Source organism: Microbacterium sp. LWH12-1.2 (assembly GCF_040675825.1).
GTDB lineage: Bacteria > Actinomycetota > Actinomycetes > Actinomycetales > Microbacteriaceae > Microbacterium.
The window spans coordinates 400468-416337 of the sequence record NZ_JBEGIJ010000001.1 but is presented as its reverse complement, the minus strand read 5'-3'; the positions used below and the strand labels follow the sequence as shown (position 1 = coordinate 416337).

General features: G+C 66.6%; 20 protein-coding genes. 7 read left to right on the top strand and 13 right to left on the bottom strand.

From position 1 onward, the window contains the following. Positions 1-88 precede the first annotated feature (88 nt). Positions 89-1570, top strand: a complete 1482-nt coding sequence (locus MRBLWH12_RS01915; protein WP_363545512.1) for a DHA2 family efflux MFS transporter permease subunit — start codon at positions 89-91, stop codon at positions 1568-1570. A gap of 22 nt (positions 1571-1592) precedes the next feature. Here MRBLWH12_RS01915 and MRBLWH12_RS01910 read toward each other — a convergent pair whose 3' ends face one another. After that, positions 1593-1751 (bottom strand): hypothetical protein, encoded by a 159-nt coding sequence (locus MRBLWH12_RS01910; RefSeq protein ID WP_363545509.1) that lies wholly within the window; start codon positions 1749-1751, stop codon positions 1593-1595. Positions 1752-1903: 152 nt separating this feature from the next. On the opposite strand from MRBLWH12_RS01910, the gene MRBLWH12_RS01905 reads away from it, so the two are divergent. Beyond that, positions 1904-2479 (top strand): carboxymuconolactone decarboxylase family protein, encoded by a 576-nt coding sequence (locus MRBLWH12_RS01905; RefSeq protein WP_363545506.1) that lies wholly within the window; start codon positions 1904-1906, stop codon positions 2477-2479. 11 nt (positions 2480-2490) lie between these two features. Here the strand turns inward: MRBLWH12_RS01905 and MRBLWH12_RS01900 are convergent, their stop codons facing one another. Beyond that, on the bottom strand, positions 2491-2694 hold the full coding sequence (locus MRBLWH12_RS01900; RefSeq protein WP_363545503.1) for a hypothetical protein: 204 nt from the start codon (positions 2692-2694) through the stop codon (positions 2491-2493). A 69-nt stretch (positions 2695-2763) separates the two neighbouring features. Here MRBLWH12_RS01900 and MRBLWH12_RS01895 point away from each other — a divergent pair, with 69 nt between their 5' ends. Then, positions 2764-3291, top strand: a complete 528-nt coding sequence (locus MRBLWH12_RS01895; protein ID WP_363545500.1) for a DUF6328 family protein — start codon at positions 2764-2766, stop codon at positions 3289-3291. A gap of 28 nt (positions 3292-3319) precedes the next feature. Here MRBLWH12_RS01895 and MRBLWH12_RS01890 read toward each other — a convergent pair whose 3' ends face one another. Beyond that, a complete protein-coding gene (locus tag MRBLWH12_RS01890) occupies positions 3320-3877 on the bottom strand; it encodes a Dps family protein (protein WP_363545497.1) in 558 nt (185 codons plus the stop codon). Positions 3878-4097: 220 nt separating this feature from the next. On the opposite strand from MRBLWH12_RS01890, the gene MRBLWH12_RS01885 reads away from it, so the two are divergent. Continuing rightward, a complete protein-coding gene (locus MRBLWH12_RS01885; protein ID WP_363545494.1) occupies positions 4098-4397 on the top strand; it encodes a Fe-S cluster assembly protein HesB in 300 nt (99 codons plus the stop codon). Positions 4398-4468: 71 nt separating this feature from the next. On the opposite strand, the gene MRBLWH12_RS01880 is transcribed toward MRBLWH12_RS01885, so the two are convergent. Beyond that, the gene (locus MRBLWH12_RS01880; RefSeq protein WP_363545491.1) at positions 4469-5110 is read right to left on the bottom strand and encodes a DUF1345 domain-containing protein; all 642 of its coding nucleotides are present in this window, start codon (positions 5108-5110) and stop codon (positions 4469-4471) included. Between the two features lie 130 nt (positions 5111-5240). Between MRBLWH12_RS01880 and MRBLWH12_RS01875 the strand changes: the two genes are divergently transcribed. Then, the gene (locus tag MRBLWH12_RS01875; RefSeq protein ID WP_363545488.1) at positions 5241-6512 is read left to right on the top strand and encodes a serine/threonine-protein kinase; all 1272 of its coding nucleotides are present in this window, start codon (positions 5241-5243) and stop codon (positions 6510-6512) included. Between the two features lie 13 nt (positions 6513-6525). Here MRBLWH12_RS01875 and MRBLWH12_RS01870 read toward each other — a convergent pair whose 3' ends face one another. Together MRBLWH12_RS01870 and MRBLWH12_RS01865 are read right to left on the bottom strand one after the other, a co-directional pair. Further along, positions 6526-8088, bottom strand: a complete 1563-nt coding sequence (locus MRBLWH12_RS01870; protein ID WP_363545485.1) for a cation:proton antiporter family protein — start codon at positions 8086-8088, stop codon at positions 6526-6528. A 90-nt stretch (positions 8089-8178) separates the two neighbouring features. Continuing rightward, the gene (locus tag MRBLWH12_RS01865; protein ID WP_363545482.1) at positions 8179-9843 is read right to left on the bottom strand and encodes an ABC-F family ATP-binding cassette domain-containing protein; all 1665 of its coding nucleotides are present in this window, start codon (positions 9841-9843) and stop codon (positions 8179-8181) included. A gap of 114 nt (positions 9844-9957) precedes the next feature. Here MRBLWH12_RS01865 and MRBLWH12_RS01860 point away from each other — a divergent pair, with 114 nt between their 5' ends. Beyond that, positions 9958-10326, top strand: coding sequence for a hypothetical protein (locus MRBLWH12_RS01860; RefSeq protein ID WP_363545479.1), 369 nt, complete (start codon positions 9958-9960; stop codon positions 10324-10326). A 59-nt stretch (positions 10327-10385) separates the two neighbouring features. Here MRBLWH12_RS01860 and MRBLWH12_RS01855 read toward each other — a convergent pair whose 3' ends face one another. Together MRBLWH12_RS01855 and MRBLWH12_RS01850 are read right to left on the bottom strand one after the other, a co-directional pair. Next, positions 10386-10541 carry a hypothetical protein gene (locus tag MRBLWH12_RS01855; protein WP_363545477.1) on the bottom strand — a complete coding sequence of 52 codons (156 nt, stop codon included), beginning with the start codon at positions 10539-10541 and terminating at the stop codon, positions 10386-10388. 70 nt (positions 10542-10611) lie between these two features. Then, positions 10612-11475 carry an AraC family transcriptional regulator gene (locus MRBLWH12_RS01850; RefSeq protein WP_363545474.1) on the bottom strand — a complete coding sequence of 288 codons (864 nt, stop codon included), beginning with the start codon at positions 11473-11475 and terminating at the stop codon, positions 10612-10614. A gap of 185 nt (positions 11476-11660) precedes the next feature. Between MRBLWH12_RS01850 and MRBLWH12_RS01845 the strand changes: the two genes are divergently transcribed. Beyond that, positions 11661-12005 carry a LysR family transcriptional regulator gene (locus MRBLWH12_RS01845; protein ID WP_363545471.1) on the top strand — a complete coding sequence of 115 codons (345 nt, stop codon included), beginning with the start codon at positions 11661-11663 and terminating at the stop codon, positions 12003-12005. 10 nt (positions 12006-12015) lie between these two features. On the opposite strand, the gene MRBLWH12_RS01840 is transcribed toward MRBLWH12_RS01845, so the two are convergent. The 5 genes from MRBLWH12_RS01840 to ychF form a co-directional block, all read right to left on the bottom strand. After that, positions 12016-12582: an alpha/beta fold hydrolase gene (locus MRBLWH12_RS01840; protein WP_363545469.1), complete on the bottom strand. Its 567-nt coding sequence runs from the start codon at positions 12580-12582 to the stop codon at positions 12016-12018. Between the two features lie 168 nt (positions 12583-12750). Then, a complete protein-coding gene (locus MRBLWH12_RS01835; RefSeq protein ID WP_363545467.1) occupies positions 12751-13263 on the bottom strand; it encodes a tetratricopeptide repeat protein in 513 nt (170 codons plus the stop codon). Between the two features lie 27 nt (positions 13264-13290). Beyond that, positions 13291-14115: a DNA-formamidopyrimidine glycosylase family protein gene (locus tag MRBLWH12_RS01830; RefSeq protein ID WP_363545464.1), complete on the bottom strand. Its 825-nt coding sequence runs from the start codon at positions 14113-14115 to the stop codon at positions 13291-13293. A 63-nt stretch (positions 14116-14178) separates the two neighbouring features. Further along, positions 14179-14616, bottom strand: a complete 438-nt coding sequence (locus MRBLWH12_RS01825) for a DUF6357 family protein (RefSeq protein WP_341975413.1) — start codon at positions 14614-14616, stop codon at positions 14179-14181. Between the two features lie 101 nt (positions 14617-14717). Beyond that, a complete protein-coding gene (gene ychF, locus MRBLWH12_RS01820) occupies positions 14718-15791 on the bottom strand; it encodes a redox-regulated ATPase YchF (protein ID WP_363545461.1) in 1074 nt (357 codons plus the stop codon). Between the last annotated feature and the right edge of the window lie 79 nt (positions 15792-15870).

The following is a 15870-nucleotide window of genomic DNA, read 5'->3' as shown; positions in this document are numbered from 1 at the left end:
TTCCGGAATGAAATGTCCGAGGGCGTCGTTACGCTGAATGGTTCCCGCGCATTCGTGCACAATCCCCACCACACCCCCAGGAGGCCGCATGGCTGCCGTCGATACCGGCTCGATCACGACGACTCCCCCGGCGAAGGGGGAGCTGATTCCGCGCAAGGACATGCGCGTCATCTGGGTGCTGCTGACCGCCGCCTTCGTGGCGATCCTCAACGAGACCACGATGGGGATGGCCATCCCCCATCTCATCGACGACCTCGGCATCTCGCCCCTGGCCGCGCAATGGGTGACGAGCGCATTCATGCTCACCATGGCCGTCGTCATCCCCACCACCGGATTCCTGCTGCGGCGCTTCACGACGCGGCAGGTGTTCCTCGCGGCTCTCGCCCTCTTCTCGCTCGGCACGTTGCTCGCCGCACTCGCATTCGGCTTCGAGATGCTTTTGGCCGCCCGTGTGGTGCAGGCGAGCGGCACCGCGCTGATGATGCCGCTGCTGATGACCACGATGATGAACCTCGTCCCGCAGGCTGCTCGCGGGCGCATGATGGGTCGCGTGAGCACGGTCATCTCTCTCGCACCGGCACTCGGCCCCACGATGTCCGGCTTCCTGCTGGATCACTTCGGCTGGCGTTCGATCTTCGTCGTCGTGCTGCCGATCGCGCTCGTGGCGATGTTCGTCGGGTGGCGCTGGCTGACCGACGTCGGCGAGACCACGCAGGCACCGCTCGACATTCCCTCGATCATCCTGTCCGCGTTCGGCTTCGGCGGAATCGTCTACGGACTCAGCCAGATCGGCGCGCTCGCCGGTGGCGGAGCGGCATCGGCCGCCCCCTTGATCATCGCGCTGACGGTCGGCGTGGTCGGCCTCGGGCTGTTCCTCTGGCGCCAGATCATCCTGCAGCGGGTCGACGACGCTCTGCTCGATCTGCGGGTGTTCTCGTCTCGGGCGTTCTCCCTGGCGATGGCGCAGATGTTCCTGCTCTCGCTGGCGTTCTTCGGCACGATCACGGTCGTACCGCTGTTCCTGCAAGACGCTCTCGGCCTCCCCGCCGTCGATGCGGGACTCGCCGTACTTCCGGGTGCGCTCGCGATGGGACTGCTCGGCCCGACGATCGGCCGCATCTACGACGCGCGCGGCACGCGCATCCTGCTCATCCCCGGCTCGATCCTCGCCGCCGGCACCCTGTGGTTCTACACGACGCTCACCGTCGACACGTCCGTCTGGGTGGTGGTCGTCGCACAGACTCTGCTGTCCGTCGGACTCGCACTGTCGTTCACACCGCTGTTCACGGCGTCGCTCGCATCGCTCACGCCGAAGTTCTACTCCTACGGCAGCGCCGTCATCGGCACCGTTCAGCAGGTCGCGGGAGCAGCCGGCATCGCCGTGATGGTGGCGCTGTTCACGCTGGTCGTGAACGCGAACGGTGGCACGGAGGTGCCGGAGGCCGTCGCTGCGGGTTCGCAGATCGCGTTCCTGGTCGGTGCGGTGATCGCGACCGCCACCGTGGTCGGGGCATTCTTCATCCGCAAGCCGGCCGAGCACGACGAAGAGCCGTCGCACACAGGCCACTGATCGACGCCGACGGCGTCTGCCGCTACTCCGCTTTCTGCGCAGCGATGTGTCCAGCGGGGATGTGGCAGACGCCGTCTGCGCAGTAGCCGGCAGTGCCGTCGCCCGGGAGAAGGTTCAGCCCATCGGGCAGCGGCAGAAGCGGCGTCTGCGGCGCTGCCGAGTTCTCCTTCGAATTCATCATCCCTCGATGCTACGCCTGCGTCACGGAGGTAGGGCCGTTCGACCTCGCTGAGGGCCTTCCCTCGCTGGTCTGCGCGGCGTAGTCTTCCCGGGTGGCGCCTGGGGTTGCGTTCGGTTCACGCAGCCCCGCGCACCGGACGCGAAGGAGCAGCCATGATCATCACTCCCCCGCCTGCGGCGACGGCTCAAGGGCATATTGCCGATATGTACGCGAGCGACATGTCCGCCGACGGGTTCGTGTTCGGCCATACCCAGGCGATGGCGATGAATCCCGAAGCGCACGTCGCCTTCGAGAACCTCATCCGCGCGGTCGTCCCGTCCATCGGATTGCGCGTGTACGAGGCCGCCACACTCGGCGCCGCGCGGGAGATCGGCTCCACCCATTGTCTGCTCGCGCACGGCCGCAAGTCGCTGCGCGCCGACGTTGTGGATGAGGCCGGGCTGGCGGCGTTCGCCGACAACGACGACAGCGCCTTCACGGCACCAGAGCAGGCCGTCATCCGATACGCCGCGAAATTGTCCTCGGACGCGAACTCGATGACGGATGCCGACACCCAGGCGCTCCGCGACGCCGGGTACTCGGACCGGCAGATCGTCGACATCACGTTGGCGGCCGCCGTCCGGAATTACTTCAGTCGTGCGCTTCTCGCACTCGCCGTGCCCGTCGACGATGTGCCGGGCCTGGATCCTGCGATCGCCCGCGCACTGGCCGGCGGTACTCCAGCCTGACGAGCGAGTCGTCAGTCCACCGCCTCCATCTGCGTGCGCGCATAGTCGAGGTCCTGATCGGAGAGTTCTTCCTCAGCGCCGACCACCGCACCGGTGATCGTCCTGATCTCCTCTCGCACCGTCTCGTCGAGGCGGAGCGAACCGCTGGCGATCATCTCATGCCGCGCCTCGATGGAAAGCCGCGGCCACCACTCATGAATCGGGGGAAGAGTCATTCTGATTCCTTTCTACGCGGGGCGGCAAGCCCCTGGACATCGATGGCGGACGCGCACGACACTGAGGTCATGACCTCCGACCGCACAGCGCCGCAGGATCCCCGGCGAGATGATCGCCCCGACGGACGAGACGAGACACCGAACGAGCGGGCGGACCGCAACTGGGACGACCTGCTCCAGGAGCTGCGCGTCATGCAGACCGGTACGCAGATTCTCACCGGATTCCTGCTCGCCGTGGCGTTCCAGCCGAGATTCACCGATATGGACGAGTTGCAGAGGGATCTGTACGTCGTCCTTGTGGCGCTGGCTGCCGTCGCGACAATCCTCGCCCTTGCACCTGTCGGCATGCATCGCGCATTGTTCGGCCGGCAGCGCAAGCCCGAGCTGGTGCGCGTCGCCGCGCGCATCGTGAAGATCGATCTCCTCGTGATCGGAGCGCTGACCATCGGGGTCACCACGCTCATCATCGACTTCGCCGTCAACCGCACGGCCGGCGTCATCGCCCTGGTCGCGGCGATCGTCGGCGTACTCGGGCTCTGGGTGGCACTGCCCCGGCTCGTCCGCCGGACGCTGGGTGCGCACGACCTCAAGCCCTGATATCGCATGCCTGTCACCCGCCCCGACCTCAGCGCTTCGCCGGCGTCCGGTTCTCCGCGCTCACCATCCATGCGAACTGCTCCAGGCGTTCGATGACGGCGTGCAGGATGTCCGCGGAGGTCGGGTCCTCCTCGTCCACCGCATCATGCACCCTGCGCATCGTCGCCACAGTGGTCTCGAGGCGCGCGGTGATGAGGTCGACGGTGTCCGCGGTGGACACCTCGCCTGCCGGAAACTCCGGGAGCGTCGTGGTCGATGCGATTGTGTCGCTGCGCCCGTCTGGAACCGCGTGGAGCGCGCGCATCCGTTCTGCGACGGTGTCGCTGAACGCGCGAGCATCCGCGATGATCTCGTCGAGCTGCCGATGCATGTCGCGGAAATTGCGACCCACCACATTCCAGTGCGCCTGCTTACCCTGCAGCGCGAGTTCCAGCAGATCGACGAGAACGATCTGAAGGTTCGCAGCGAGTTCCGTTGACGCGGTGAACCCCTTCTCCGCGTTCTGGCGCCGTGTGGTCTTCGATCCTTTCGACGAAGCGCTCTTCGCCGAGGTGGTGCTCTTCGTGGTCTTCGTGCTTTCAGCCATGGTGGTTTCCTCCTGCCCCGGAAGCTATCCGGTGCGAGAGCCCGAACCGAGGGGCTTGACAGAATCTGCGTCGTCCCAGAAGGTGCCGACGACGTATGCCGGCGCCACATGTGAGGTCCCTCCGAATCCGGCGTTTCAGGTTGTATCCGTCCAGGAGGTGGGGAATCGTAGCCCGGACATGTCGCGACCGCGTCGTGTCCGCAATCGTAAGGAGAGACCAGTGCTCACCCTCACCGATAACGCCACCGCCATCGTCACCACCCTCGTCAGCCGTCAGAGCGACACCGCTGAAGCAGGGCTCCGCATCCATTCGACCGCGACCGGAGCACCGGACGGCGGCGCCCGCCTCGCCGTGGTCGTCACGCCCCACCCGGAACCCGACGATCAGGTCGTCGAGATCTCCGGCACCCGCCTCTTCCCCGAAGACGCCGCGGCTGCTGCGCTGGATGACAAGGTGCTCGATGCCGGCGTCGACGATGCCGGCGCCATCTCGTTCGCTGTGCTCTCGCAGACGGTCTGACCGAAGAAACGGGATGCCGCGACCCGATCGGGTCGCGGCATCCCTGCGTCTGCGTGCTGCGCGATCAGTGTTCAGCCCAAGCCGGTCACCAGGTTGATGATCGTGGCGAGGATGACCGTGCCGAAGAGGTAGGCGAGTGCGGTCTGCGCGATCACGACGCGGCGAACGACGTTGGTCGTGACATTGGTATCGGCGACCTGATAGGTCATGCCGAGCCCGAGCGAGAAGTAGAGGAAGTCCGTGTACTGCGGCGGCTCGTCCTGGTTGAAGTCGATGCCGCCCTGCGGGTCGCTGTAGTACATCCGCGCATAGCGCAGCACGTAGTCGACCTGGATGAGCAACCAGGAGCTCGCGACACTCACGACCGCGATGCCGGCCAGGACGTACTCCTCGATGCCCGGAGCGTGCTGGGCCTGGATGATCACGCTGAGGACGGCCGCGAGGCTCACCAGGCTGCCGATGATCGAGATCAGCCAAGCTGCCTTGCGGCCGGGTGCCTCGACCGTCGCGTGCTCGTGCGTCTCGGTCGGGCCCATGGGCCAGACCAGGAAGAGTACCCAGAGAACGCTGACCAGGGCGAAGGCGCCCCATCCGGCAAGGATCCCCGCTGCTGGCCCCAGCAGGAACGAGGTGCCGATCCCCACTGCTCCCCCGCCGAGGATCGATACGATCATTCGGAGGCGAACTTGTGAGCGGGCGGAGTGGGTGTTCATGCCCGGATGATATCCGCAATAGCGCGGCTTGCAGGTATCCGCGTCAGGGTCAACCCTCGGGCATAGTCCGTCGACGGGTACTAGGGTCTGAAGGCCCCGCAGTTCCGCTGCGCCATCCGAGAGGACGAAGATGACAACAGCCGAAGAGACTCCGACGGCTGCGTTGCTCGACGGGCGTTACCAGCTGGGTGAGCTCGTCGGACAGGGCGGTGCCGCACGGGTGTACCGCGCTGAAGACCTGCTGCTCGGACGCACCGTCGCCGTGAAAATGATCCACGCCGATGCGGACACGCTGGTTGCTCCGGCACGTGTCCAGAACGAGATCGCGCTTCTCGCCTCGCTCACGCACCCCTCTTTGGTCGCGCTCTTCGACGCGAAAGTCATTCCGGGGCAGTCGAGCTACCTCGTGATGGAGTTCGTCGACGGTCCCACGCTCGCCCGCCGTCTGCACGACGGCCCCTTGGCCCCTGCTGAGGTCGCCAGCCTCGCGCGAGACCTGGCATCGGCGCTGCATCTGGTGCACACCGCAGGGATTGTGCACCGAGACGTCAAGCCGGCAAATGTTCTGCTCGCCCCGGGGGCGCTGCCCGGCGCGACATTCCAGCCGAAACTCGCAGATTTCGGCATCGCACTCCTAATGGATGGCACCCGTGTGACATCACCGGGAACCGTCGTCGGCACCGCGGCCTACCTCTCTCCGGAGCAAGTACGCGGCGAAGCGGCGTCGCCTGCTGGCGACATCTACGGACTGGGGTTGGTACTCCTTGAAGCGCTCACCGGTGAGCGGGCATTCCCGAAGGCGATGGGCGTCGGTGCGGTGATGGCACGGCTTGTCGGACCACCCCGGATTCCCGAATGGATAGGTCCGCACTGGACCGACCTGCTCACGAGGATGACAGCGCCAGACCCCGCTGCGCGCCCGTCCGCACGCGAAGTGGCCGAGAGCACCGCCGGACTGCCCGAACCGGTCCGGCCGGCGTCTGCCGCGGCGGTCTCGTCTGGCGGTGAGGAGACTGTTGCGTTTTCGCTCGAACGCACCCGCTTGCTTCCCGCCGGTGGGTCTGGGACCGAACACTCCTCGCCTGACCACCGCGCGAAGAGCCCGCGCCATCGGTCTGCGCCGATGATCGTGATCGGTTCGGCGGTCGTTGCGGCGCTGTGCATCCTGGTCGGGGTGTGGACGGGAGCAATCGGAGCGGGGTCGATGACCGCACCGTCACGTCTCACCGGCAGCATCCTTGAACGCCCGGCTCCGGCCTCCGATCCTGGCGGCGACGCGCCGACAGGCCACACTGACGACGATCAGGACAAGCAGGCTGAGAAAGCCGCAGAGGAGGCCGAACGGGCGAAGGAGAAGGCCGAGCGCGAGGCCGAGAAGGACAACAAGAAGGACGACGGATGAGATCACCCGCCGATCAGACGTCCATCGCGAGGCCCGCCAGGGTGTGCCCGGCGCCGGCATAGATGTTGAGCACCCCGTGCACGCCCTTGGCTGCCAGGGCTTCGACTTGATCGGGATGCTGCGCGACCGCGACCACGCGGCCGTCGAAGCCTGCCTCATGGAGGCGGTCGAGCGCGAACGTGTTCGACCCGTGGAAGGCCATCGCCAGCACGACGGTCTTGACGAACCCGCCGGAGACGAGGCGGCTCCAGAACTCCAGGTCCGTCGCGTCTCCCTCGAGCACGTGAAGGCCGTCGGCCTCCAGCCGGGTGATCACGGCGTGATCGTTGTCGATGCCCAGCACGCGCAATCCGCCCTCCTCCGCGAGCCGCTCGTAGGCGGCCCGACCGACGCGGCCCATGCCCAGTACGACGACGTCTGAGCCGCTGGTGTCGATCGGGCGATCGGACGGCCGGAGCTTCGAGATCTGCTGAGCAGGCAACCACGTCAGCGCCGTGATGAGGCGCAGACCGTGGGCGTTGGCGACCGACGAGACCACCATGCTGAGCGCGACCGCGATCGCGACGACCGTCAGCCAGCGTTCCGTCAGCAGCGCTGACGAGACACCGAATGCGGCGACGATGATCGAGAACTCGGAGAAGTTGCTGAGCACGAGACCGGTTCTGATGGCGGTCCGATTGCGCAGTCCGAAGAGGCGGCCCAGCCAGACATACCCGATGAAGGTGAGCGGCAGCAGCACGATGCACAGGACGAGTGCGAGTCCGGCATCCGCCCAGGTCGGCGACGCCCCCATGCCGATCAGGAGGAAGAAACCGATCAGGAACAGTTCCTTCACGCTGAACAGTGCCTTCGACATCTCGATGGCGCGAGGATGCGTGGCGAACAACAGCCCCATCACCAGAGCGCCCAGATCGCCCTTGATCCCGACTGCCTCGAACGCGAAGTAGCCCGGCCCGAGCGCCATCACCACGCCGAATAGCACCAGAAGCTCTCCGTGTCCGATGAACGTCAGCAGCCGCCGCATCAGCCACGCCAGCGGGAACACGAGCACCAGCGCGAACGCCCAGGGACCAGGCGGATCATCCGCGTTCCCCGTGATGAACACAACCGCCGCGAGATCCTGGATGACCAGGATCGCGATGGCCGTCTGCCCGTAGAGAGATCCGTCGTCGGAGCGATCCTCGAGCACCTTGACGCACAGCACGGTCGATGAGAAAGACAGAGCGAAGCCGACCAGCACCAGAGTCCGCCAGCCGTCCACCGACGTGAACCCGATCACGCTGGCGAGGCCCACGGTTCCCGCGCCGACGAGCACGCTGAGCAGCATGTGGATGGCCGTGGTTCCGTACGCCTCAGGGCGGAGCAGGGCACGGATGTCGAACTTCAGACCGATCGTGAACAGCAGCAGGGTCACGCCGATTTCGGCGATCCGATCGAGTCCGACGAAGGGTGCGACCTGCGCCGCGCCGAGCACGAAACCTGCGGCGAGGAATCCCACCAGAGCCGGAACGCGCAGCAGATGTGCGATCGTGCCGAACGCGGCGGCAACGATCAGAGTCAGCGCGATGACGTCCACGGCACCTCGTCCCAATCCGTGGTGCAAACTCTACCGATCAGCGAGTGCCCAGCCGCCAGAATCCGCGAATCGGCACGCACGCGGCCGGTCTCAAATCTCCGTGACCTGCCCGGCGTCGACGTGCCACCGACGATCGGTCTGCACCGTGGCGAGCATCCGCCGGTCGTGGGTGACCAGCAGCAGTGTGCCCTCGTAGGGCTCGAGCGCCTGCTCGAGCTGTTCGATGGCTGCGAGGTCGAGGTGGTTCGTCGGCTCGTCCAGCACCAGGAGGTTCGTGCCGCGCGTCTGCAGCAGGGCGAGTCCCGCACGCGTGCGTTCCCCCGGCGACAGCTCGTCGACCGGACGATTCACGTGATCGGCCCTGAGTCCGAATTTGGCCAGCAGCGTGCGCACCTCGCCGGTCGCCATCTCGGGGACGAGCCCTTCGAAGGCGGCAGCGAGCGGAAGAGACCCGGAAAGCTGCGAGCGCGCCTGATCGATTTCGCCGATCTGCACGCTCGCCCCGAGGCTCGCAGTTCCCTCATCCGGATGCTGCTGCCCGAGCAGCGCCCGGAGGAGCGTCGACTTGCCCGCGCCATTGGGACCGGTGATGCCGATGCGCTCCCCCGCGTTCACCTGCAGCGACACGGGGCCGAGGGCAAAAGAGCCCTGCCGGAAGACGGCGGAGCTGAGCGTCGAGACGACGGAACTCGAACGAGGCGCAGCAGCGATGGTGAATTCGAGCTGCCACTCCTTGCGCGGTTCCTCGACCTCATCGAGCCGAGCGATCCGGCTCTCCATCTGACGCACCTTCTGCGCCTGCTTCTCGCTGGACTCGGTCGAGGCCTTGCGCCTGATCTTGTCGTTGTCCGGCGCTTTCTTCATCGCATTGCGCACGCCCTGACTGGACCATTCCCGCTGCGTCCTGGCTCGTGAGACGAGGTCGGCCTTCTTCTCGGCGAACTCGTCGTACTTCTCGCGCTGGTGACGGCGAACCGTCGCACGCTCTTCCAGGTAGGAGTCGTATCCGCCGCCGAATACACGGTTCGAGCCCTGCGCCAGGTCGAGCTCCAGCACCCGCGTCACACAGCGAGCGAGGAACTCGCGGTCGTGGCTGACCAGCGCCGCGCCGCCACGGAGTCCCCTCACGAAGGCTTCCAGTCGCTCGAGACCATCGAGGTCGAGGTCGTTGGTGGGCTCATCCAGCAGCACGATGTCGAAGCGGGAGAGCAGGAGCGCGGCCAGTCCGACGCGAGCAGCCTGGCCGCCCGAGAGCGAGGTTATCAGGATCTCCCCGGCGTCCGTGCCGCCGAGCACGAGCCCCAGATCGGCGAGGACAGCAGGGATGCGTTCATCGAGGTCGGCCGCGCCGCTGGCCAGCCAGCGATCGAGCGCGTTCGAGTAAGCGTCCGCGGGGTCGACGCCGGGGGCGGCCAGCGACGGGTCGCCGAGCGCCGCGGCGGAAGCATCCATCTCCCTGGTCGCTTCGGCGCATCCGGTGCGCCGGGCGATGTAATCCGCCACCGTCTCGCCGACGACGCGTTCATGCTCCTGTGGCAGCCACCCGACGAAGGCATCGGCCGGAGCCAGCGCGATCGTGCCGGCCTGCGGTTCATCGATGCCGGCGAGCAACCGGAGCAGCGTCGACTTTCCGGCGCCGTTCGCTCCGACGACTCCGACGACGTCGCCCGGCGCGATGGTCAGATCAAGCGAATCGAAGAGGGTGCGATGGCCGTACCCACCAGCCAGGTCCTGCGCCACGAGTGTTGCGGTCATGAAGCAATCCTGTCATCGGTACGGGCTCGCGAATTGCGCCGGTGGCGACTGTCCCCGTGGATTGACGCGGAACCGAGCCTCGACTGATCATCCAGAGACTCATACGCTTCCCTCATGACCATCACGAGCGAGACGGGTCCGCGATTCGGCACCGGCCGCGTGCGGTCGGCGCTCGTCATCACCGCCACGCTGTTCGCTGTCGGGACGATCGCGCTCATCTGGTTCGCCGCTGTGCCCTGGGGACCGCTCGTGTGCCCCGCGATCGACCCCGCTCCGCGCAATTGCTTCGCCGCCGACCGTATGGGGACGGCCGTCATCACGACCGCCGTCGTACTGGTGTTGTACAACTCGACGGTCGTTCTGGCGGCTTCCAGACCCAGAGCTCTTCGGCCTTTCGCCGTGGCGGGCCTCATCGCGCTGCTGCTGGCGCCAGTCGTCTCGTATCTCGCGGTCGCGTGGCTACCGGGGTTCCCTCTCGCCTGAAACCCTCATGCAACGGCATCCGCTCCACGGCGCATCCCAGGCCCGCGGCGCGGAAGAGGTCAGCCGGGATGCCCGCTGTGATCTTCGAAGTCGGGTTTCGCCCTGAGGACATCGGCGATCTCTTCTTCCGGTCGCGGAGCGATGGTCTCGTCGAGTTCGAGTTCCGGGATGGATGGCTCGTCCGGGCCGGGTATGTGCTCGTTGTGGTCAGACACGGCGGATCCTTCGGTCGGCAACACGCACATCGTACGCCGCTGTTGCGTGCGCTGTGCGTGTCGCCGACACTCAGGACCTCTCCACGGGCAGCCAGAGTTCGCAGGTGGCGTGCGTGCCGGTGAAGTCGAGGTAGCGCACGATCGAGGGCCCCGGGCGCAGGCGCCAGGGATTGGAGGGGAACCACTCGGTCGCGGTCGCCGCCCAGAGCCGCTGCAGCGTCTCCGGGAACGGACCGCTCGATGCGAACACCGCCCACGCGCCCGCCTCGAGTCGGATGACGTCGAGGTCGGCGGGCGGCGTGGTGTGCGCATCGAGCGCGACCCCGTGGAGGTACGTGAGCATCGATCCTTCCGGTGCGTCCGGATCGATCCCGGCGGTGACGGCCAGGATGCCGGCAGGGTCGGTGTCGTTGAGCGCCTTGAGTCGCGCATGTTCTTCCGGCGCGATGGCGGCGATGTGATTCTGAATATGCGGGTTGACGCCCTCGTGGATGAGGGGAACCTGCGCGGCATGTCCGACCAAGACGAGCTCGGGTCGGTTGGCGATGGTGACATCCATCGGTGTACTCCCTTCGACGCTCAGACGGAATCTGAGCGTGGGTTGTGTGCTGAGCGGACCACCATGTCGACGCACGTCGGCCGGGGCAGTGCCGTGCACGGCCCGGAATGCCCGCCCGAACGCCTCAACCGACCCGTAGCCGTAGCGCACCGCGACCTCGAGCAGGTCGGGGGCGCCGGCCGCGAGGTCGGCACCGGCGAGAGTCATCCGCCGCCGGCGCACATATTCCGACAGCGGCATCTGAGCCAACGCCGAGAACATCCGGCGCAGGTGATACTCGGTCGTCGCGTGTTCACGGGCGAAGGCGGCGACGTCGATCTCTTCAGCGGTGCTCCGCTCGACGAGGTCGACCAGAGCGTTGAGCGTGCCGATCATGTGGTCCTCCTTTCAGACTCAAGCTTCCGCGATGCGACGCAGAGCGCACCCGATAATTCTGGCCAGGTCTGATCGGTGATGGCTTCGCACGGTCACCTTCTTCCGGACGCTGTCGCCGACGATACCGATCGAAGGCGCGTACGCTGAAGATCGGCCGCGATTCGTGCGGGAAAGGACTGCTCCCCGTGAAACTCATCCAACTTCGGCATTTCGTCGCCGTCGCCGAGAAGCTGCACTTCCCCCGTGCGGCAGAATCCCTCGACATCTCTCTGGCCGCTCTGTACTCCTCGATCGAGAAGCTCGAAGAAGAAGTCGGGCATCCGCTCTTCACCCGCACTGGCGAAACCCGACTGACGAAGGCCGGCACCCTCCTGCTCCCCGAGGCCCGGGATCGGATCGCGGACGCGCCGACGCCAGCCCCGAAAACGGTCGCTCCGGCAGGCGGCAAGGCCAAGGCTTCCAAAGGAAAAGGCCGTACACCGGCCGTGAAGGGTCAGCCCAAGCCGTACAAGACGCGGCAGGGGCGCTGAGCCGCCGAGGTCAGTCCCAGTCGAGGTATTCCTCGATGAGGACCGCAGTCTCGATCGGGTCGGTCATCGGGAACAGGTGATCTCCGACGACGGTCTTGATGCTCGCGCGCTCGGGCACGGTGGCCTGCAGGCGCTCGCCGTTCGCCGGCGGCGTGACCACGTCATCCGTTCCCTGGATGATGAGAACCGGGATGACCGGGGCCACCGGGATATCCGCTTCTTCGACGCCGAGCAGCAGCAGTCCGTTTGCACGGTCGGCATGCGCCGCGACGGCAGCGCGCGCCACGGTGCCGCCGAATCCGTGACCGCCGATCCAGGTGTCGTGGAGGCCGACGTGATCGATCACTGCGATCGCGTCTTCGACGCTCTCCTCGAGCGAGGCGGCCAATGCGTCGGCGCGGTGGCCGATGCGCAGCACATGGAAACCCGCTTCCTCGGCGAGGTAATGCGAGACGACACCCAGGATGTCCGCAGCAAGGCCGCGCTCCTGGATCAGCACCAGCTTGACCGGACCGTCGCCCTCATCGACGAAAGGAATCGCGCGGCCGTCCGGCTCGAAGATCTGGGTGTCGGTCATCGTCGTGTTACTCCTTGCGCGAGGGTTCTGGGCGAGAACAAGCCGAAATCAAGCGTAGTCGCCCGGTCTGTGAGGGCGTTCCGGCCGGGATCCCGTCGGGTGCGGCGCTCACGCTGATCCTGCTCCGCTGATTAGGTCGCCGGTCCATCGAAGACCTGAACGTGCGGACTAGGCGGACGCGTCGGATTCAGTTCCGTTCAGTGAACGGATGTAAGCCGCGTTCCCGCTGATCGCCGGCTTGTACCGATCGATGTCCGGCGTGCCGACGAATTCCACCAGCAGGTCGAGCAGGGTTGCGATGGCCTCGTCCGGTTCGCCTGCGGCGCGGAGCGTGATCGCTTCGAACGCGCCCAGGGAGGGCGAGTCCGGAAATCTGGTACGGGCCACCGCGAAGATCTCCCGCGACTTCTCGTACTCGCCCACGTTCCTCAGAGTCGAGCCGTACTGGACATAGCAACGACGGAGCAGATCGCCTTCCAGCCCGGCAGCGAGAGCCCGCTCGTAGAATCCCCGTGCGACTTCTTCTTGGCCATCGGTGTCGTACGCCCCGCCGACTTCGTAGAGCACCCGCGCATTCTCGGGATCAGACGCGTAGAGCGGAAGCAGCGCATCGATGGTCGGCTGCATATTGTTCCGGTCTCGGGCCGCGAAGATCCGGTCGAGCTCACCATCCAGCGCCATGGAACTCAGTCTGTCACGGGCGCCTCGTCAGACGGCGGTGATTTCTGGCTGGCAGTGCGGGCACAATTGTGCGGATGCTCCTCCGGCGACGTGGTCGAGGATCGTCGCGCCGCACACCGGACACGCCTCCCCGCCGCGTCCGTGCACAGCCATCGCCTCGACCTTCGCCTGTTTCAGTCGGTCGGGCGGCAGCCCGAGACGGTCCGCGACTGCGCCCCTCAGGATGTCGACGACGGCGTGGAACAGTCGCTCCTTCGCCTCCGCGTCGAGCGACGCGGCGTGCACGGTGTGCGGCAGCCGCGCCCGATGCAGGATCTCGTCGGAGTAGGCGTTGCCGATTCCGGCGAGCGACGCCTGCTCCTGCAGCAGTGCCTTGATCTGCTTTCGCCGGGTGCCGAGGGCGCGCTCGAAGTCTTCGCGAGAGAAGTCCGGTGAGAGCGGATCCGGTCCGAGTGCGGCGATGCCGGCGACGTCGGTGGGGGCATCCACGACCGACGCTGTGACGGCGAGGAAGTCGCCTGTGTCGACGAGGCGCATCACGGCACCACTCTCGAGCGTGATCCTGGCGACCTCCGGTACCGGCTGCTCGCCCGCCGGGTCTCCCGGGGGTTGCCATCTGATCCAACCGTTGCGGCCGAATCCGATCATCAGCCAGCCCGCAGTCGTATCGAACCCGACGTGCTTGCCGAAGCGCCGCATTCCTCTGATCCGGGCGCCGACGACGGAGGCGGGCGGACGATCGCGCGTCTTCACGATGCGGAACTCGGCGACGTCCAACCCCGCGATGACATGGTCTTGGATCCGCTCGTCGAGGAACTCGACGAGCGCCTGCACCTCGGGAGACTCGGGCATGCGCCCATCCTGCCACCGGGCTCGGACATCCGCACTCAGGAGATTCGGACGGCACACGGGTGGCTAGCGCGGGACCCGCGACCAGTCCGCGCGCTCCTTGGCCGACATCGTCGCCTCAACGACCCTTCCCTGGTCGAGCAGCGACAGACTCGCGCCGTGGGCGAGGAGGAGCCGACGGTTCCAGCGGATCCGCGCGAAGAGTGCGTCGACCTCGTCGTGCGTCCCGAGCAGGACAGGGACCAACAGCGCGGCGGCCGCCCCCTCATCCCACGGTCGGCGTATGCCGGCGGCATCGCAGAGCGGGAGCAGCGCGCTGTGGAGCAGTAAGTGCCGGGCCAGACTGTCCCGCAGGACTCCCCCGCACTCCTCGCTGATCGGGACGGTGAACTCCCGGGGCCCGTGGAGGGCGTCGGCCCCGCCGACCACCACAAGCCGGAGGACGCCATCGACCGTCACCACGGATGGCATCCAATTCGAACGGGTGAAGACGACCTCGCGCACGGACCTATTCTCCCTCGTCCTCGAATTAGGCCCTCAGCAGGATCAATCGTGACCCCGTCGATTCACAATCTCCGCGACTCGGAGGTTCAATCCGACCGCGATCAGTTATTGAAGCGGAACTCCACCACGTCGCCGTCCTGCATGACGTAGTCCTTGCCCTCGAGGCGGGCCTTGCCCTTGGAACGGGCCTCGATCACGGAGCCGGTCTCGACGAGGTCATCGAACGAGACGATCTCCGCCTTGATGAAGCCCTTCTCGAAGTCGGTGTGGATGACACCAGCGGCCTGCGGCGCCTTCCAGCCCTTACCGATCGTCCAGGCGCGAGCCTCTTTCGGGCCGGCGGTCAGGTACGTCTGCAACCCGAGAGTGTCGAAGCCGATGCGGGCGAGCTGGTCGAGACCGGACTCGTCCTGACCGGTCGACGCGAGCAGCTCGGCGGCGTCCTCGGGGTCGAGGTCGATCAACTCGGACTCGATCTTCGCGTCGAGGAAGATCGCCTTGGCCGGAGCCACCAGTTCGGCGAGCTGCGCCTTGCGATCGGCATCCGTCAGTACTGCCTCATCGACGTTGAAGACGAAGATGACGGGCTTGGCGGTGAGCAGACCCAGTTCGCGGATCGGCGTCAGGTCGATGCCGGCGACCGACAGCAGCACGCCGCGCTCGAGAGCATCCTTCGCCGCGTTCGCCGTCTCGAGCACGACCGGCTCGATCTTCTTGCCGCGGACTTCCTTCTCGTACCGGGAGATCGCCTTCTCCACGGTCTCGAGGTCGGCGAGCATGAGCTCGGCGTTGATCGTCTCCATGTCGGATGCCGGGTTCACCGCACCGTCGACGTGCACGACGTCATCGTCGGCGAAGCCGCGCACGACCTGGGCGATGGCATCCGCTTCACGGATGTTCGCGAGGAACTTGTTCCCCAGCCCCTCCCCCTCGCTCGCACCGCGGACGATGCCGGCGATGTCGACGAACGACACGGCCGCCGGCAGGATCCGCTCGCTGCCGAAGATCTCGGCCAGCTTGTCGAGACGCGGGTCTGGCAGGTTCACCACGCCGATGTTCGGCTCGATCGTCGCGAACGGGTAGTTCGCCGCGAGCACATCGTTCTTGGTGAGTGCGTTGAAGAGGGTGGACTTGCCGACATTGGGCAGGCCGACGATTCCGATAGTGAGAGCCACGGGGTACGAGTCTACCTGCCGTGGCCGTCAAGGCCGGGCGGGAGCTGCGGAGAGCGGACGCGGCATCCCGAGATCAGGA

Excerpts from the sequence above, each read along its gene's own strand:
- MRBLWH12_RS01915 (WP_363545512.1), top strand. The coding sequence starts at position 89 with ATGGCTGCCGTCGATACCGGCTCGATCACGACGACTCCCCCGGCGAAG.
- MRBLWH12_RS01910 (WP_363545509.1), bottom strand. The coding sequence starts at position 1,751 with ATGATGAATTCGAAGGAGAACTCGGCAGCGCCGCAGACGCCGCTTCTG.
- MRBLWH12_RS01905 (WP_363545506.1), top strand. The coding sequence starts at position 1,904 with ATGATCATCACTCCCCCGCCTGCGGCGACGGCTCAAGGGCATATTGCC.
- MRBLWH12_RS01900 (WP_363545503.1), bottom strand. The coding sequence starts at position 2,694 with ATGACTCTTCCCCCGATTCATGAGTGGTGGCCGCGGCTTTCCATCGAG.
- MRBLWH12_RS01895 (WP_363545500.1), top strand. The coding sequence starts at position 2,764 with ATGACCTCCGACCGCACAGCGCCGCAGGATCCCCGGCGAGATGATCGC.
- MRBLWH12_RS01890 (WP_363545497.1), bottom strand. The coding sequence starts at position 3,877 with ATGGCTGAAAGCACGAAGACCACGAAGAGCACCACCTCGGCGAAGAGC.
- MRBLWH12_RS01880 (WP_363545491.1), bottom strand. The coding sequence starts at position 5,110 with ATGAACACCCACTCCGCCCGCTCACAAGTTCGCCTCCGAATGATCGTA.
- MRBLWH12_RS01875 (WP_363545488.1), top strand. The coding sequence starts at position 5,241 with ATGACAACAGCCGAAGAGACTCCGACGGCTGCGTTGCTCGACGGGCGT.
- MRBLWH12_RS01865 (WP_363545482.1), bottom strand. The coding sequence starts at position 9,843 with ATGACCGCAACACTCGTGGCGCAGGACCTGGCTGGTGGGTACGGCCAT.
- MRBLWH12_RS01860 (WP_363545479.1), top strand. The coding sequence starts at position 9,958 with ATGACCATCACGAGCGAGACGGGTCCGCGATTCGGCACCGGCCGCGTG.
- MRBLWH12_RS01850 (WP_363545474.1), bottom strand. The coding sequence starts at position 11,475 with ATGATCGGCACGCTCAACGCTCTGGTCGACCTCGTCGAGCGGAGCACC.
- MRBLWH12_RS01840 (WP_363545469.1), bottom strand. The coding sequence starts at position 12,582 with ATGACCGACACCCAGATCTTCGAGCCGGACGGCCGCGCGATTCCTTTC.
- MRBLWH12_RS01835 (WP_363545467.1), bottom strand. The coding sequence starts at position 13,263 with ATGGCGCTGGATGGTGAGCTCGACCGGATCTTCGCGGCCCGAGACCGG.
- MRBLWH12_RS01830 (WP_363545464.1), bottom strand. The coding sequence starts at position 14,115 with ATGCCCGAGTCTCCCGAGGTGCAGGCGCTCGTCGAGTTCCTCGACGAG.